Source organism: Microbacterium terrae (assembly GCF_017831975.1).
In the GTDB taxonomy this organism is placed as follows: Bacteria; Actinomycetota; Actinomycetes; order Actinomycetales; family Microbacteriaceae; genus Microbacterium; species Microbacterium terrae.
Map to the genome: position 1 here is coordinate 3,378,850 of NZ_JAFDSS010000001.1, position 16,972 is coordinate 3,395,821.

General features: G+C 70.9%; 15 protein-coding genes. 11 read left to right on the forward strand and 4 right to left on the reverse strand.

Annotated elements, in window-relative coordinates:
* Positions 1-84 precede the first annotated feature (84 nt).
* Entirely contained in the window at positions 85-1,446 is a 1,362-nt protein-coding gene (locus JOD63_RS15410; protein ID WP_045275101.1) for an ATP-dependent DNA helicase, read from the forward strand.
* A 30-nt stretch (positions 1,447-1,476) separates the two neighbouring features.
* Here the strand turns inward: JOD63_RS15410 and JOD63_RS15415 are convergent, their stop codons facing one another.
* Together JOD63_RS15415 and JOD63_RS15420 are read right to left on the reverse strand one after the other, a co-directional pair.
* Entirely contained in the window at positions 1,477-2,130 is a 654-nt protein-coding gene (locus tag JOD63_RS15415) for a biliverdin-producing heme oxygenase (protein ID WP_045275102.1), read from the reverse strand.
* 66 nt (positions 2,131-2,196) lie between these two features.
* The gene (locus tag JOD63_RS15420; RefSeq protein WP_045275134.1) at positions 2,197-2,508 is read right to left on the reverse strand and encodes a DUF2470 domain-containing protein; all 312 of its coding nucleotides are present in this window, start codon (positions 2,506-2,508) and stop codon (positions 2,197-2,199) included.
* An 81-nt stretch (positions 2,509-2,589) separates the two neighbouring features.
* Here JOD63_RS15420 and JOD63_RS15425 point away from each other — a divergent pair, with 81 nt between their 5' ends.
* The 3 genes from JOD63_RS15425 to JOD63_RS15435 are packed head-to-tail and all read left to right on the forward strand — an operon-like array spanning position 2,590 to position 5,767.
* On the forward strand, positions 2,590-3,861 hold the full coding sequence (locus JOD63_RS15425) for a serine hydrolase domain-containing protein (RefSeq protein WP_045275103.1): 1,272 nt from the start codon (positions 2,590-2,592) through the stop codon (positions 3,859-3,861).
* Positions 3,862-3,865: 4 nt separating this feature from the next.
* The gene (locus JOD63_RS15430; RefSeq protein ID WP_045275104.1) at positions 3,866-4,741 is read left to right on the forward strand and encodes an EamA family transporter; all 876 of its coding nucleotides are present in this window, start codon (positions 3,866-3,868) and stop codon (positions 4,739-4,741) included.
* Between the two features lie 9 nt (positions 4,742-4,750).
* Positions 4,751-5,767 carry a Gfo/Idh/MocA family protein gene (locus JOD63_RS15435; RefSeq protein WP_045275105.1) on the forward strand — a complete coding sequence of 339 codons (1,017 nt, stop codon included), beginning with the start codon at positions 4,751-4,753 and terminating at the stop codon, positions 5,765-5,767.
* Positions 5,768-5,776: 9 nt separating this feature from the next.
* On the opposite strand, the gene JOD63_RS15440 is transcribed toward JOD63_RS15435, so the two are convergent.
* Complete coding sequence (locus tag JOD63_RS15440; RefSeq protein ID WP_045275106.1) at positions 5,777-6,883, reverse strand: substrate-binding domain-containing protein; 1,107 nt, start codon at positions 6,881-6,883, stop codon at positions 5,777-5,779.
* The gene (locus JOD63_RS15445) at positions 6,880-8,829 is read right to left on the reverse strand and encodes a heparinase II/III domain-containing protein (RefSeq protein ID WP_052682461.1); all 1,950 of its coding nucleotides are present in this window, start codon (positions 8,827-8,829) and stop codon (positions 6,880-6,882) included. Before JOD63_RS15445 ends, JOD63_RS15440 begins: the two co-directional genes overlap by 4 nt.
* 143 nt (positions 8,830-8,972) lie before the next feature.
* On the opposite strand from JOD63_RS15445, the gene JOD63_RS15450 reads away from it, so the two are divergent.
* From JOD63_RS15450 to JOD63_RS15480, 7 genes are all read left to right on the forward strand, one after another.
* Complete coding sequence (locus tag JOD63_RS15450; RefSeq protein WP_245243960.1) at positions 8,973-10,940, forward strand: DUF2264 domain-containing protein; 1,968 nt, start codon at positions 8,973-8,975, stop codon at positions 10,938-10,940.
* A gap of 64 nt (positions 10,941-11,004) precedes the next feature.
* Entirely contained in the window at positions 11,005-12,294 is a 1,290-nt protein-coding gene (locus JOD63_RS15455) for an ABC transporter substrate-binding protein (protein WP_045275107.1), read from the forward strand.
* A 90-nt stretch (positions 12,295-12,384) separates the two neighbouring features.
* The gene (locus JOD63_RS15460) at positions 12,385-13,323 is read left to right on the forward strand and encodes a carbohydrate ABC transporter permease (RefSeq protein WP_045275108.1); all 939 of its coding nucleotides are present in this window, start codon (positions 12,385-12,387) and stop codon (positions 13,321-13,323) included.
* Positions 13,323-14,255, forward strand: coding sequence for a carbohydrate ABC transporter permease (locus JOD63_RS15465; RefSeq protein WP_045275109.1), 933 nt, complete (start codon positions 13,323-13,325; stop codon positions 14,253-14,255). Before JOD63_RS15460 ends, JOD63_RS15465 begins: the two co-directional genes overlap by 1 nt.
* A gap of 1 nt (position 14,256) precedes the next feature.
* On the forward strand, positions 14,257-14,928 hold the full coding sequence (locus JOD63_RS15470) for a hypothetical protein (RefSeq protein WP_045275110.1): 672 nt from the start codon (positions 14,257-14,259) through the stop codon (positions 14,926-14,928).
* A complete protein-coding gene (locus tag JOD63_RS15475) occupies positions 14,925-15,926 on the forward strand; it encodes a hydroxyacid dehydrogenase (RefSeq protein WP_245617953.1) in 1,002 nt (333 codons plus the stop codon). Before JOD63_RS15470 ends, JOD63_RS15475 begins: the two co-directional genes overlap by 4 nt.
* A gap of 91 nt (positions 15,927-16,017) precedes the next feature.
* The gene (locus tag JOD63_RS15480; RefSeq protein WP_045275111.1) at positions 16,018-16,881 is read left to right on the forward strand and encodes a carbohydrate kinase family protein; all 864 of its coding nucleotides are present in this window, start codon (positions 16,018-16,020) and stop codon (positions 16,879-16,881) included.
* Positions 16,882-16,972 lie beyond the last annotated feature (91 nt).

The window sequence follows — 16,972 nt, forward strand, 5'->3', positions numbered from 1 at the left end:
GCGCGCGCGGGCGGAATCCGGTGTCATTCCACCGATCCCGGCCGGGCGCCGCAGGCGGGGCATCCCGGTGGCTACCATGAATCGGTGAACACCCCGCCCCTCTCCGCCGAGCAGGAGGCGCTGTTCCGGCTCATCGAAGACACGCGGGAGCACGTCTTCGTCACCGGCCGGGCCGGCACGGGCAAATCGACGCTGCTCCAGCACCTCGCCTGGAACACCAGCAAGCAGATCGCCGTCTGCGCTCCGACCGGTGTCGCGGCGCTCAACGTCGAGGGCCAGACGATCCACTCCCTGTTCCGGCTGCCGATCGGCCTCATCGCCGGCGGCGAGATCGATCAGTCCGATGCCGCGCGCAAAATCCTCAACGCGATCGACACGCTCGTCATCGACGAGATCTCGATGGTCAACGCCGACCTCATGGACGCCATCGACCGGTCGCTGCGCCAGGCGCGCGGGCGCCGCTCCGAGGCGTTCGGCGGGGTGCAGATCGTGATGTTCGGCGACCCGTACCAGCTCGCGCCCGTGCCTCCCCGCGGCGACGAGCTCAAGTACGTGCGTGATCACTACCGCTCGTTCTGGTTCTTCGACGCCAAGGTGTGGGTCGGTGAGCAGGCCGCCGACGGCATCCTCGATGTGGGCACGTACGGCACCGAGCTGAACATCCGCGAGCTCATCGACATCCACCGCCAGACAGACCCGGCGTTCAAGTCGATGCTCAACGCCGTGCGCTACGGCCGGGTCACCGCCGACATCGCGCAGATCCTCAACGACACCGGCGCGCGCACGCCTCCCGATCCCGCCGACGGCGAGCATCCGATCATCACCCTCGCCACGCGCAACGACATCGTCAACAACATCAACCGCCGGCACCTGACCGAGCTGATCGGGCGCGAGCAGACGGCGGTCGCCGAGGTGAACGGCGACTTCGGTCGCGGCGACGTGTACCCCGCCGACATGGAGCTGAAGCTCAAGGTCGGCGCGCAGGTGATGTTCCTGCGCAACGACACCCAGTCGTTCGGCGAGCCGCCTCGATGGGTGAACGGCACGATCGGGACGGTGACGCGCATCGCGGGCGGCACCGTGCGCGTCGACGTCGAGGGTGACGAGATGGAGGTGGAGCCGGCCGTCTGGGAGAGGTACCGCTACGCGTACGACGCCGGCTCGAAGTCGCTCACCCGTGACATCGTCGCCGAGTTCACACAGTTCCCCCTCCGGCTCGCCTGGGCGGTCACGATCCACAAGTCGCAGGGCAAGACGTACGAGCGCGCGATCGTCGACCTCGGCAGCGGAGCGTTCGCCCCGGGCCAGACGTACGTCGCGCTGTCGCGGCTGACCTCGCTCGACGGGCTGTACCTGTCGCGGCCGCTCCGGCCGAGCGACATCCGCGTCGACCCCGACGTGCAGCGGTTCATGGCCGGCGTGCGGCGCGACGCGCCCGCGCGCTGAGCGGCGGCCACGGCGCTCGGGCGCGGAGCCTCAGGCGACCTGTGCCGCCTTCGCGTGCGCGAGGTCGTCGAACAGCTCGGTGTTGAACCGGTACGCCAGCAGCACCTCGTCGATCACACGCTCCTGCTCGGCGGCATCCCACGGCGCGGCATCCAGCTGCTCCCGGTAGACGTCCTTGAAGGCCTTCGGGTCGGCGATGTCGTCGAAGAGGTAGAAGCCGATGCCGTTCGTGTCGAAGCCGAACCGGCGCGACATCAGCCGCCCGATGAACTGACCGCCCGACAGGTCGCCGAGGTAGCGCGTGTAGTGGTGGGCGACGAAGCCGCCCGCCCAGGTCGCTCCGACCTCGTTGATGCGGTCGACGTAGCGGCGCGTGGTCGGCAGCGGCACGATCTCGTCGCGCCAGCCGGGGCCGATCAGGAACTCGAGGTCGGCCTCGAGGGCCGGGAGCCGGGTGAGCTTGTCGCTGATGAACACCGAGGCGACGGGATCGCTGCGCATCTGCCCGGCGGTGCGCTCGAGCGCTTCGTAGATGAACCAGTGCTGCGCGACGAGGGCGACGTAGTCCTCACGGGTGCCCTCCCCCCGCATGAGGTCGCTCATGAAGCCGGCGTGCTCGCTGGACGCGTGCGAGGTGCTCGAGCGCTCGCGCAGGGCGGTCGAGAAGGGGATCGGGTGGTCCATGCCGCCAGTGTACGTGACTTAGGTCTGCCTTACCCAGCCCGATTTCCGAGACGGCGACGGCGGTCGTCAGGCGTGCGGGCGGGGCGTCACGCCCAGGCGCTCGCAGGCGAGGTCGTAGAGCGCCACGATCTCGCGCCGCACCTCGGGGCGCTCGGTGATGGCGCCGCCCGGCCAGGGCACGCGCACGTCGGCCGACGAGCCGTCGGCGAGGTCGGCGCGCCACAGTCCGCCGTCGCCGTCGAATCCGGTCATCGTGGCCGTCGCCACATCGATCCCGTCGCCGAATGCGCGCGTGATCAGCAGGTTGTCGTCGCCGTGGTCGCCGTTCATGTGACGCAGGACCGCGGTGACGACGGCGTCGTCGAAGTGATGGGGCATGTTCCACACACTACGGAACGGATGCCGGGTCCTGTGGCATCGTATGTTTGAATGCTTCTGCACGATCATCGGGGGGTGAGGATGCGACTTCGTCCCACTCGACGACGACGCGGCGTCGCCGCGATGCTCGGAGTGCTCGCCGTCTCGGCGCTCGTCGCTGTCGGCTGCGCTCCCACCGGACCCGTCTCGGTCGACACCCCCGAGCAGGTCGACGTGCAGCTTCCCGACGACACCGTCGCCCAGCTCGAAGATGCGGTGACATCGGCGATGGCCACCACCGGGGCATCCGGCGCCATCGTGGGCGTCTGGGCTCCCTGGAGCGGCGTGTGGGTCGAGGCCCTCGGCTCGCAGACGCCGGGAGGCGCGGCCGTCACCGCCGACATGACCTTCCCCGCCGGCAGGATGACCCGCGCGATGACGTGCGACGTGCTCTACCAGGTGGCGGCGGCCGGAATCGTCCGCCTCGACGACTCGGTGTCGACGTACGTCGCCGGCGTGCCGAATCTGTCGGACGTGACGCTCGAGCAGCTGTGTCAGAGCACCTCGGGGATCGGCGCCTACCGCGACAGGCTCTCGGCCGAGTGGCTGCAGAACCCGGAGCGCACCTGGAATCCGCGGGAACTCGCCGGCTACGGCCTCGGCGAAGGCCGCTCGGGTGAGCCGGGTACGGCCTACCGCGACTCCGACGCCGGTTATGTGCTGCTGGGGCTCGCCCTCGAGCGCGCGACGCAGAAGAGCGCCGCAGAGCTGGTCGACGAGTACGTGGTCGATCGGCTCGGACTCGCGAACACCCGGTTCGAGGCCTTCCCCGCGGGCACCACGCCGCTGACGGGGCTCTACTCCCCCGCGGTGAAGGGCGGCGGTCGCGACTGCACGACGCCCACCGACGTCACCGCGACGTCGTTCACGACCGGCTACACCGATTCCGGCGTCGCGACCGACATCGAGGATCTCGGCACGTACGTGCAGGCGCTCGCCGCAGGGTCGCTCGGCGCCGACGGCAACGGACGATTCGACACCGAGTGGCCGGTGAGCTCTTCGGCGCCGTCGTGGTTCACGATCTCGGGGGGAACGCTTCACGCGGGCGGACTCGTGGGTCAGGTGAGCAGTCGCCAGGGGTACCTCGTGGGGGGCTTCTCCGACCCTGACACCGGACTCACGGTGGCGTTCGTGCTCAACAACTCGACCGCGAAGGTCGCCGCCGCACAGAGCCTGGGCTTCGAGCTCGCGGCCATCGCGTCGAAGGCGCCGGCTGCCGCGGGGCAGAAGGCGCCCGAGGCCGGGCTGCCGTGGACGGCCGAGCAGCAGCACGCGGCGGTCGCCGAGAACCCGATCTGCGCACCGGCCGAGTGACGCCGTGACGACCCGGACGGGCTCGACGTCCGCCGTGCTCCTGGTGATCGCCGGGCTCGCCTGCCAGGAGGTCGGGGCAGCGATCGCGGTGCTGCTGTTCCCCCAGGTCGGGCCCCTCGGCATGGTGATGATGCGCCTGGCGTTCTCGGCCGTGCTGCTGCTCGCGATCGCCCGGCCGCGACTGCGCGGCCACACCTGGGCGGCCTGGAGATCGGTCGCCGCCTTCGGTCTCGTGCTGGCGGTCATGAACGGCCTGTTCTACCTCGCGCTCGAGCGGCTGCCGCTGGGGGTCACCGTGACGATCGAGGTGCTGGGCCCCCTGGTGCTCTCGATCGTCGCGAGCCGACGTGCCTCGGCGTGGCTGTGGGCGTTCGTGGCGCTCGCAGGCGTCGTCGCCCTCGCCGGCGGCGGGTGGGATCGCCTGGACCCGATCGGCGTGCTGTTCCCACTCGGTGCTGCCGCGAGCTGGGCGTTCTACATCCTCGCGTCCGCGCGCGTCGGGCGGGAGTTCCCCCGGCTCGACGGACTGGCGCTCGCGATGGCCGTGGGCGCTGTGATCTCGCTGCCGTTCGGCGTGTGGGACGCCGGTGCCGCGCTGCTGCGCCCCGAGGTGCTGGCGCTCGGTGCCGCCGTCGCCGTGCTGTCGTCGGCGATCCCGTATGCGCTCGAGCTGATCGCCCTGCGACGCCTCGCGGCCGCGGCGTTCGCGATCCTCATGAGCCTCGCGCCCGCCACCGCGACGCTCGCCGGCTTCGTGCTCCTCGGCCAGCACATGACCGTGATCGAGCTCGTGGGTATCGCGCTGGTGATCGTCGCGAGCATCGGGGCGGTCCGCTCCTCGTCGCGGGCCGCGCGGGAAGCCGCGGAGCCCATCGCGTAGGGTCGGCACATGTCGATGACGCGATGGGCGGTGCTCGGACCAGGAGCGATCAGCCGGGACTTCGCGGCGGGGCTCGCGGCCTCGTCGCTCGGAGTCCTCCACGCGGTGGGCAGCTCGGTGGCCGATCGCGCGGCCGGGTTCGCCGCAGATCACGGTGTCGGCATATGGGGCGACTACGATGCGATCCTCACTCGCGACGACGTCGATGCCGTCTACATCGGCACGGTCCACACCACTCACGCGGATCTCGCGATCCGGGCGCTCGAGGCGGGGAAGGCGGTGCTGTGCGAGAAGCCGGCGACGCCGACGCTCACCGAGACCGAGCGCATGCTGTCTGCCGCATATGACGCGGATCGCCCGCTCGTCGAGGCGTTCAAGAACCGGTTCGGCCCCTTCGCAGACACGCTCAGGCGCACGGTCGCCGATGCTGCGGAGGGCGCGCTCGGCGCTCCGGTGGCGCTGGAGGCATCGTTCGGCTTCGCCGCGGGCCGGCGCACCGGCCGACTCTTCGACCCCGCGCTCGCGGGCGGCGCGATCCTCGACGTCGGCTGCTACCCGCTGTCGCTCGCGGTGGAGGTCGCCCGGGTCGGACGAGCTGCAGATTCCGGGCCGACGCTGGTCGAGGCATCCGGCACGCTCGTCGAGGGCGTCGACGGCGACGCGACCGCGGTGTTCGACATCGGCGGGCTCGAAGCCCGCCTGTCGACGGCGATCGTGCGGCAGCTGCCGGGGTCTGCGGTCATCCGCTGCGAACGCGGTGAGATCGTGCTCCCCGACGCGTGGGGCGGACGGGCGCAGAGCGCCTCGACGATCATCGTTCGCACGCCGGCGGGGGAGCGTGTGATCGAGGTGCCCACGGTCCAGCCGATGGGGGCTGAGGCGGATGCCGTGACGCTCGCACTGGCCGAGCGGCGCCTCGAGGCGCCCGAGATGCCGTGGGCCGACACCCGCGCGATAGCGGCAGGTCTCACCGAATGGCGAGCCGCGGTGATCGGCGGCGGTACGGGAGTCGACAGCCGGGCGTGACCGCGACGCTCAGGCCCGGGGCGGAGCCGTCGAACCGCGCACGTTGAGCCGCGGGCTGAGGGTGACGCGATGCACCGGCCGCGAGGGGTCTTCGATGCGGCGGAGCACGAGGTCGATCGCGGCACTGCCGACGGCACCGCGCGGCGGGCTCACGGCGGTGAGCGCGGGGGAGAACAGCTCGGCCACCTCGTCGTCGTAGGCGATCACCGACAGGTCGTCGGGAACCGAGATGCCGCGCTGCAGCGCGAGGTCGACGAAGGCCATCGCCTCGGGGTCGGAGTGCACGACGAGCGCGGTCACGTTGTGGCGGAGGGCCGTGTCGAGGGTCGCATCGACGACCGACGAGAAGTCCGGGCTGGTGCGGGGCGGGAGGATCGACTCGAAGTGATCGGTGGGCGTGAGGTCGAGCTCGGCGCAGGCCGACCGCCATCCGGCGGTGATCTTGCGCGACGTGGGGGAGTCGCGCGAGATGATGAGGCCCACCCGGCGGTGACCGAGGTCTGAGAGGTGCCGGGCGGCGAGTACGGCGCCGAGCGCGTGGTCGGTGGTGACGGATTCGACAGGAGCGCGGTCGGGCAGCAGCACCGCGTCGCGCTCGACGAGCACGGCGGGTACCCCCGACTCGGCGATCCACTGGATCACCGCCTGCGCGTGCGGGGTGTCGGTGTTCGGGGCCACCACGAGCCCGCGCACCCCCTCGGCGTCGATGAGACGCTCGAGCACGGGCCGCTCGTCCTGCAGCTCGTACGAGGCGCCGCGCAGCACGATGCCGACTCCACGGCGGGCCGCCTCCGCCTCCGCACCGCGCACCACGCCCGGCCAGTAGTAGTCCAGCGACGGCACGAGCACGGCGATCGAACCGGTGGGCGCGGGGGATCCGCCCGTCGCACCGGCATCGGGACGGGTGACGGCGTCGGCGACGGGGATGGCGCCGCCGTGCACGCGCTGGAGCACCCCCTCGTTCTCCATCTGGGCGAGGTCGCGGCGGAGCGTGACCGACGAGGCGCCGAGCTCGTCGATGAGCTGCGAGATGCGCACGATGCCGTCTCGCTCGAGCGCCGCCAGCACATGCGCGCGTCGTGCGGCCGCGAGCGGCGCGTGATTCTGGTCGGTCATCGGTGGTCCTCGGGGGTCGGTAGGTCCAGTTCTATCGTCACGGCGACCTCGTCGCGGTGAGATACGTCCAGATCGAGGCGGGTGAGTCGCGCGCCCCACACCGCGGTGAGCATGGGGTCGTCGAGGTCGACGGGGGTGATGCGGGCGGTGACGTCGTCGGGCCACCGCACCAGCACCGGGGTCGCACCGTCGAGCGGCACGACGCGAGCGCTGCCCGGAGCGAGCTCGACGCTGCCGGCGAGCAGCATCCGCACCTCGGTTCCGTCGGCTGCGGCAGACCACGAGTCGGCCACCTCGACGGCGCGCGCCACACGGTCGAGGCGCACACGTCGGTGCCACGACCCGACGGTGCCGGGAGGATACGCGCCGGCGAGCTCGGCATCGAACGCCGTCTCCGCATCGTCGATCGAGACGGTGACGCCGGATGCCGCGCTGGCGGCGCCGGGCGGCTGCTCGACGCCGGCGACCACCGGCACGTTGTGCCAGATGCTGCGCATGGTCCAGATGTCGTAGCGGTCGGGCCCGAACGTCTGCAGCGTGTACGTCGGGCGACCGGCGTCGATGACGACCGGCACGCCGTCCGTCGCGACGATGAACTCGCCGACGTCGTTGTGGTTGTGGTGCTCGCCGTTGTGGCCGCCCTTGGCGGCGACCGTCAGCCCGGTGGCATCACCCTCGACCTCGCGTGCGATGACCACCTCGACCGACGGGAGCCAGGTGTCGCGGGGGAGGGGCGACGTCGCCGGCGACGCCTGGATCCACGCGGCGTCGGCGATGCCGCGGAGCAGACGGGGCAGTCCTTCTGTCTCGGTCGCGGCGGGTGTCCCCTCGGCGCCGCGGTGCGCGGCGGCGTGGGCTTGTGCCGCGGCGTCGCCGAACGCGCGGGCGGCGCGGTGCAGCGCGTGCCAGGGCTGGGCCGCCGGGGGCTTCGCCTGCCCGTCGGCGACGTTCAGGTACCACGGACCGCCCAGATGCACCCGGTGGGGGAAGGCGACGGTGGCGCGAAGCGCCGGCACCCCTGTCGCATCGAGCACGCCGCCCGTCGCGTAGGCGAGCACGTCGAGAGCCTCGAGCGCCCGGCATGCGCCGTTCCACCAGTAGGCGTAGCCCTCGTCGACGGCGCCGTCGAGGGGGAGCACGCTCACGTACCGGTCGATCCCCTCGATGACGAGCGCGACCACCTGGGCGCGCAGCGCGGCGTCGTCCGGCGCGTCGAGCAGACGCAGCGCGCCCAGCAGCACGTTGCCGTGGATCCACGGGTTCCAGTTGTGCACGTCGCCGTCGAGCCCGAGCCAGTGCCAGTCGCGCCGGGTGAGGAACGGGTCGATGACCCGGAGGCGAGACTCGCGACGGATGCGGGCACGGGTGCCGGGGTATCGGCGCTCGAGGCGCTCGCCGAGCACGTGGTCGATGACGGCGAGCTGGCCGATCACCTCGCCGGCGCCGAGGTCGAGGTACGGCTCGTCGGCTGTGGCGAGGATGCTGCCGCGCACCGTGAAGGCGTCGTCGTGCGCCGGCCAGCACCACGACGACTGCTCGCACAGCAGCCACACCCCGTCGAGCACGTCAGCGAGGAAGCGGTCGTCGTCGGTGGTGACGGCGGCGACGACGGCTCGGCTGAGGCGTCGCTGGCGGGCGAACGCCGGGCGCTCCCACACCTCACGGTCGCCGTCGATGTGCACGCGGGCCGCCGCGCTCGCCAGCGGGAGGGGCCAGGGCTCCGCGAGGTCGGTCGTGGCTCCGGCGACCAGGGCGTCCACGGCCGCGGCATCCGCGGAGCCGCCCGGGCCCCACACCGATCGGTCCGCGGCCGACACATGGGGCAGGGCGGCGTCCGCGGGCGACAGCAGTCCGGCGAGCCGCTCAGCGGTCAGCGCGTCGCCGCCGATGCGCGCGCGCAGAGCCTCGGCGAGGGCTCCCTGGAAGGGCTCCGTCTGCGGTGTCATGGCCGTCTCCTCTTCGATTCGGGCCAGCAAAGCGATCAGAAACGATCATAACAGTTCTAAAAACACCTTGCAATGACCGAAATCGGTTGATACGCTCCCTTTCGTTCGCATCGCTGCGGGCGTGAATCGAAGGAGATCCGGTGATGGGTGAGCAGTTCGTCCCGTCGATGCCCGCAGGTGCCGACTGGGATCGCGACCAGTGGGTGGCGTATGCCGACCGCCTGCTCGCCGCTGCGCGGCCCTTCGCCTCGGCGGGCAATGCACGCATCACCTTCCCGGGCGCCGAAGGCGGCTACGGTCGCGCCGTCGACGGGCTCGAAGGCTTCGCCCGCACCTTCCTGCTCGCGGGCTTCCGCATCGCAGGAGCCCGGGGTGAAGGCGTCGACGACCTCATCGACTTCTACGCCCGGGGGATCGCCGCCGGTGTCGATCCCGACGCGGAAGACCGCTGGGTGCGCCTCGACGAGCATGGTCAGGCGAAGGTCGAAGCCGCATCCCTCGCCGTCGTGCTCGACATGACCCGGCCGTGGATCTGGGAGCGCCTCGACGCCACCACCCGGGAGCGCGTCATCGCCTACCTGGCACCCGCCGTCGGCGACGACACCTACCCCAAGACGAACTGGCTGTGGTTCCGCCTCGTCGTCGAGACGTTCCTTCGCTCGGTCGGCGGCCCGTGGTCGCCGGAAGATGTCGCTGCCGACCTGGCGCTGCACGACAGCCTCGTGCGGGAGGACGGCTGGATCTCCGACGGCTTCGAGCGCGCGTACGACCACTACGTCGGCTGGGCGCTGCACGTGTATCCGGTGCTGTGGTCGCGGATGCAGGGCGCCGACGAGCTCGCCGGCGATCGCACCGCAGGCGACGTCGCGCTGCTCGACCGCTACCTGCAGGATGCCGTCGCCCTCGTCGGCGGCGACGGCTCGCCGCTCGTCCAGGGGCGCAGCCTCATCTACCGGTACGCCGCAGCCGCACCCTTCTGGGTCGGCGCGATCGCCGGGGTGCCGTCGGTGCCCCTCGGGCAGCTCCGCCGCGCCGCGGGCGCGATGGTCGGCCACTTCGCCGAGCGCGGAGCGCCCGACGCCGACGGCATCCTCTCCCTCGGCTGGCACGACGAGTGGCGGATGCTCGCGCAGTCGTACTCCGGGACGGGTTCGCCGTACTGGGCGGTCAAGGGACTCCTCGGCATCGCGCTGCCCGCCGACCACCCGGTGTGGACGGCCGAGCCGATCGCTCTCCCGATCGAGACCGGCGACGACCTGCGCTCGGTCCGCGCGGCGGGCTGGATCGTCTCGGCGACGGCGGCCGACGGCATCGTGCGCGTCATCAACCACGGCACCGACAAGGCGCTCGCGGGTGGCCTCGTCGGCGATTCGCCCCTTTACGCGCGCATCGGCTACTCCACCGCGACGGCTCCCCTGCTCGACGCGGACGCGTGGCTGGCCCCGCTGGAGCAGTCCGCTGTGCTCGTGAGCGGCGACGGACGCGTCACCCACCGATCGGCGATGGAGCTCCTCGACGTGCGCGTCCAGGATGACACGGACGGGCGCGTCGGCATCGCCACGTCGCGCAGCCGGGCCCACTGGATCACCCCGCGCCCCGCCGAGAACCGCCATGGCGCAGGAGTCGCCGGCGACGTCGAGATCGCGGGCACCGTCGAGATCCACTCGCTCGTGCGCGGCCCTTGGGAGGTGCGACTCGTGCGCGTCACCGATCTCACCGCGGCGGGCGTCGAGGCGGTCGCCTTGCGCATCGGCGGGTGGGCCGTGGCGGCCGACGCCGACGCCGGCATCACCCGCGTGGTCGCCGAAGACGGTGCGCTCGCAGCCGCGGGCGCGCTGCGCAGCAGCATCCGCTCGCTGGGCGTCGACGTCGCCGCCTCCGTCGTCGTCCGTGCCGACGCCGGCCCCCTCGGCGCATACTCCGCCGTACCGGTCGTCGAGACGGCGGTCGCCCCGGGGGAGTGGACGGCCGTCATCGTCGAACTGAGCGCGACGGATGCCGCGCCCCAGAGCCCCGCCGGCGTCGTGATCGACGCCGACGGCACCATCTCGGTCACCTGGCCGGATGCCCGGGCGACGACCAGTCGCCTCATCGATTCCGGACGCGCGTAGTCGCGCACCGGTCACCCGACAGGGTCCGAAGACGGGCCCTGCAATCACGAAGGAGTATCCACGAATGAAGCGCACATTCGCCGTCGCGGCCGGCATCGCCGTCGTCGCGTCGCTCTCGCTCGCCGGCTGCAGCGGCGGCGGGTCGGAAGCCGCACCCGAAGAGACCGGCCCCGTCACCCTCACGCTCTCGGGCTGGGCGCTCGACACCAGCCCCGAGTTCCAGCTCCTCGCCGACGCGTTCCACGAGAAGAACGACGACGTCACGATCGAGCTCAAGGAGTACGACCCGGCTGAGTACAACACGCTCGTCACCGCCGACCTCGCCGCCGGCAGCGGCCCCGACATCATCACGCAGAAGGAGGTCAAGTACGTCACCACCTTCCAGGAGGGCGGTCAGCTGCTCGACGTCTCGGATGTCGAGCTGCCCGACGGCATCGGCGGTGCGGACTCGTACGCGGTCGACGGCGTGCAGTACGCGGTGCCCTACCGCCAGGACTCGTGGGTGCTCTACTACAACCAGGCGCTGTTCGACCAGGCCGGTATCGACTACCCCGATGGCAGCTGGACGTGGGAGGACTACGACGCCGCGGCCGAAGACCTCACCGCCGCGCTCGGCGGCGCGAAGGGCTCGTACATGCACCGCTGGCAGTCGGTCGTGCAGGGCTTCGCGAACGCGCAGAACGACGCCGACATCCTCGCCGGCGACTACGGCTACATGGCCGACTTCTACGACCGTGTGCTCGCCCTGCAGGACGACGGCGCCCAGGTCGACTTCAACACCTCGAGCGCGAACTCGCTGACCTACCAGGGCGAGTTCGGCAAGCAGAACGCGGCGATGCTGCCGATGGGCACCTGGTTCACGGGAACCCTCATCGCCCAGCAGGCATCGGGTGAAGCCGATGACTTCGCCTGGGGCGTCGCACCGATCCCGCAGCTGGATGCGTCGACCACCGGCACCGACAACACCCCGGTGACCTTCGGCGACCCGACCGGCTTCGGCATCAACGCCGCCATCGACGAGTCGAAGGTCGCGGCAGCGAAGGAGTTCCTCGCCTTCGCCGCGAGCGAAGAGGCCGCAGAGCTGCTCGCCGGCGTCGGCATCACCCCCGCGCTGACGAACGACGCGGTCGCCGAGACGTACTTCGCCGCCGACGGTGCACCCACCGACGACCTGTCGAAGTTCGCCTGGTCGTCGCACGAGACGCTGCCCGAGAACCCGACGTCGAACAAGACGGCGGCCGTCCAGGGCATCCTCGGCGACATGCACACGGCGATCATGTCGGGGTCGACCGATGTCGAGACCGCCATCGCCGACGCGCAGGACCGCGTCGCCAACGAGGTCGGCACCGACTGACCCGCCTGCCCGCGACGGGCTCGGGGACCACGGCACGCCGGTCCCCGAGCCCCGTCGACGGGCACCCCGCCCACGTCACCTGGAGACACCATGACGACCATCGCGCACGAGCCGGCCACGGAGGCGCAGACGCCGCCGCCGGCGCGCAGGCGCCGTTCGGCGCTGCGGCGCCGCAACGCCCTCATCGGGTGGAGCTTCATCCTCCCGAACTTCCTCGGATTCGGGTTCCTGACGCTCGTCCCGGTGCTCATCCTCTTCTACATGGCGTTCACGAACTGGAACGTCTTCGGCAAGGCCGACTGGGTGGGCATCGCGAACTTCCAGCGTCTGCTCGGTGACGGCAGCTTCCACATCGCGTTCTGGAACACCCTCTACTACTCGGTGCTGCACATCCCGCTGACGATCGTCGTATCGCTCGGGCTCGCGCTGCTGCTCAACAACAAGCTCCGCGGCGTCGCGTTCTTCCGCACCGCGGCCTTCTTCCCGTACATCACCTCGATCGTCGCGATCGCGGTGGTGTGGAACCTGCTCTTCAGCCCCGACTACGGCCCGATCAACCAGGTGCTGCGCGCCATCGGCATCGAGAACCCTCCCGGATGGCTCACCTCGCAGGAGTGGGCGATGCCCGCGGTCGTGATCGTGAGCACCTGGCGCGACATGGGCTACTACATGATCCTCTTCCTCGCGGGCCTGCAGACGGTGCCCCGTGAGCTGCACGAGGCCGCCCGCGTCGACGGCGCGAACGTCTGGCAGCGGTTCGTGAACGTCACCCTTCCGTGCCTGCGGCCCACGATGTTCTTCGTGACCGTGATGCTCACGATCAACTCGTTCAAGATCTTCGACCTGATCCTCGTCATGACCGACGGCGGACCCGGCCAGGCGACGCTCGTGCTGTCGCAGTTCATCTACCGCAAGGGCTTCGAGGAGTCGCAGTTCGGCTACGCGTCGGCAGCTGCCGTGGTGCTGTTCGTGCTCTGCATCGGCGTGACGATCATCCAGTTCTTCTGGAACAAGCGCAGGAGCGTGTGATGACCGACCTCACCCAGACCCTCATCACGCCCGAGCAGGATCGCCGCGGACTCCGCAAGCTCGTGGCATCGCCGTCGCCGCGCCCGCGCCGCACCGCCGGAGCCTCGAAGTGGCGTCCGCTCGGCCGCGCCGCGATGTACGTCGCGCTCGTCGTGTTCGCCATCGGGCTGCTCACGCCGTTCTTCTGGATGATCATGAGCTCGCTCAAGTCGGCGAACGAGGTGTTCTCCGTGCCGATCGTCTGGATCCCCGAGACGTTCGTGTGGCAGAACTACATCGACATCTGGACCGAGTCCGACATGCTCACGTGGATCCGCAACACCCTCGTGCTGGCGGTGGCGGTCACGTTCCTGCAGGTGCTCACCGGCTCGTTCGCCGCGTACGGCTTCGCCCGCATGCGGTTCCCCGGGCGCGACATCCTGTTCCTCACCTACATCGGAACGATCGCGGTGCCGTGGCAGTCGTACATGATCCCGCAGTTCATCCTGCTGTCGAACCTCAAGGTGTCGAACACGCTCTGGGCGATCATCCTGCTGCAGGCGTTCGGCGCGTTCGGCGTCTTCCTCATGAAGCAGTACTACGAGACGATCCCCGAAGAGCTGAGCGAAGCGGCCCGCCTCGACGGCGTCAGCGAGTACGGAATCTGGCGGCGCATCATGCTCCCGCTGTCGGTCCCGGCGATCGCGAGCCTCACCCTCCTCACCTTCGTGAACACCTGGAACGACTACCTCGGTCCGCTCATCTACCTGCGCAACCCCGACCTGTGGACCATCCAGCTCGGTCTCAAGAGCTTCGTGTCGAACCTGTACGACACGAACTACGCGCTGCTGTTCGCGGGCCTGACGATCTCGGTGGTCCCGATCGCGATCATCTTCCTGCTCGGCCAGAAGTACTTCGTCGAGGGCATCGCGACGAGCGGGATGAAGGGCTGACATGAACCGCGTCACCCACACCACCTGGGCGAGCATCCTCTCGTTCGTGTCGCTGCTGCTGATCACGAACCTGCTGCTCGTCGTCTCGTGCCTGCCGCTCGTCGTGCTCCTGATGACGACCGATCCGGCGCTCTCGTGGCCGCTCATCGCGCTCGCGACGCCGCTCGCGGCGCCAGGCGTCTGCGCCGCGTTCCGCGCGTTCCGCGAGCACGGCGCCGGCGGCAGCGGACCCCTCGCCGCCTTCTGGGCGGGGCTCCGTGACACCTGGCGACGGTCGCTGCTGATCGGCTCGGCGACCACGGCTCTCGTCGTTGTGCTGCTCGTCGACGTGCGCGCGCTGTCGGCGACGGATGCCGCGGTGTTCGTGGTCCCCCTGCTCGCGGTGCTCGTCGTGCTCGCCGTCGCGGCCGCTCTGCTCGCCCTCGTCGCGCTCGCCGAGGTGCCGACGGCGGGCTGGCGCGATCTGCTCCGTGCATCCGTCTACCTGTCGCTGCGGCGCTGGTACCTCACGGCGGTGTCGCTCGGAGTGCTGGTCGCGCAGGCCGGCGTGTTCCAGGCGGCGCCCGCGCTGGGCCTCGGCATCACGGCATCCGTCGTGCTCTACCTCGCGTGGACGAACTCCCGCTTCACGCTGCGCCCCGTGCTCGATCTCGACGAGGCGGCTGCGCAGTGAGCGGAGTGCGTCCAGCCGGTCTCATCGTCATGGGGCCCGAGATGGCCTGGGCGTTCGAAGATGATCGACGCCGACAGTTGGAGCGGATGCTCGATCTCGGCGACCCGGCGACCTCGTTCGACGCCGTGCCGGCAGACGCGCTCGCGCGCTGCGAGGTGCTGATCACCTCGTGGGGTGCGCCGCGCCTCGACTCGGCCGTGCTCTCGCGTATGCCCGCGCTGCGGGCCGTCTTCCACGCGGCCGGAAGCGTCCGCGACCTGGTGTCACCCGAGCTGTGGGACCGCGGAATCGTCGTCTCGTCGGCCGCGGACGCGAACGCGGTACCGGTGGCGGAGTACACGCTCGCCGCGATCATCCTCGCCGGCAAGCGGGCATTCAGCCTCGCGCGCGAGCCGCGCACGCATGCGCCCTGGGGCGGCATGCTCGCCGAGCCGATGATCGGCAACGTCGATCGGTGCATCGGCATCGTGGGCTTCTCGCGGATCGGGCGCCGGGTGGTGGAACTCGTTCAGATGCTCGGCGGCGTCGAGGTGCTCGTCGCCGACCCGCACGCAGACCCGGCGGTCGTCGCTCGGGCAGGAGCCACCCTGGTGAGCCTCGACGAGATGGCCGCCCGCGTCGACGTGCTCTCCATCCACGCGCCGGAGCTGCCGTCGACGCGGCACCTGATCGGGCGCGCCGAGCTCGCTCTGCTCCGCGATGGCGCGACCGTCATCAACACGGCCCGCGGTGCCCTGCTCGACCACGACGCGCTGCTCGCGGAATGCCGCACCGGTCGGGTGAACGCGGTGCTCGACGTGACCGATCCCGAGCCGCTTCCGCACGATTCGGAGCTCCTCGACCTGCCGAACGTGACGATCACCCCGCACGTCGCCGGCACCCTCGGAACGGAGCGCGCGCGGCTCGCCGACAGTGTGCTCGAAGACGTGCAGGCGTGGGTGCGCGGCGAACCGGTGCCGCACGGGGTCGTGCGCGAGCAGATGGATGTGATCGCCTGATCCGGACGCGTCTTCGCTGACCGAGCCTGAAGCCCGGCGGCCCGTCCGCGGGCGTCTCACTGGGTGACGGTCTCACTGGTTGACTGGGGGGATGCCTCGCACTCCATCCCCGTCGGTCGTCGTCGTCGGTCCGGCTTCGTGGAACCAGCTCGTCGTGCTCGACCGGCTGCCCGAACCGGTGCCGCACATGCAGTTCGCGCTCGCCGACACGAGCACGCTGGGCGGCACGTCAGCAGGTAAGGCGCTGCACCTCGCAGGCCTCGACGTCGACACCGTGCTGCATGCGCTGGTCGCCGACGATGATCCCGGGGATCGGGTGCGGGCGGCCCTCCGTGCCGGCGCGGTGCCGGTGCGCGAGCACCCGTCCGAGCGGACCGAACGGCACCTGAACCTCATGACCGAGGCGGGGGAGCGGGTGAGTCTGTACCTCGCGACGCCGTCGTCGCCCGATTCGGGCATCGTCGACGCGATCGAGGATGCGGTGCGGGCGGCCGAACTCGCGGTGATCGACCTGAGCGAGGTCGGCGCCGCGCTTGTCGAGCGTCGACTGCGCCTCGGCGGTGAGACGCCGATCTGGACCGACCTGCACGACTACGACGGTGCGTCGGCTTTCCATGAGCCCTTCGTGCGCACGGCGGAAGTCGTGTTCATGAACGACGACGCGACCGACGACCCCTGGGCGCTCATGCAGTCCTGCCTCGACCGCGGCCCGCGGCTCGCAGTCTGCACGCTGGGCGTGCGCGGCGCGATCGCGCTGACCGCAGCCGGCGAGCGGGCGTCGACCCCGGCGCATCCGGCCGACGTCGTTGACACCAACGGTGCGGGAGATGCGTTCTTCGCAGGATTCCTCGCGGCGACGCTGCGCGGCGCATCGCTCGACGAGCGGCTCGATGCCGGAGCCCGGCAGGCCGTGGTCGCGCTCGAATCGGCGCATCTGCACCCATCGGTCGGCTGACCCCAGGGCTGCCACACCCCGGTCCCCGAGCCGGTCGCAGTCTTGGCGCCGAGCCTGTCGAGGGGCCGGGGCCGCGCCGCTCCTCGTCGGG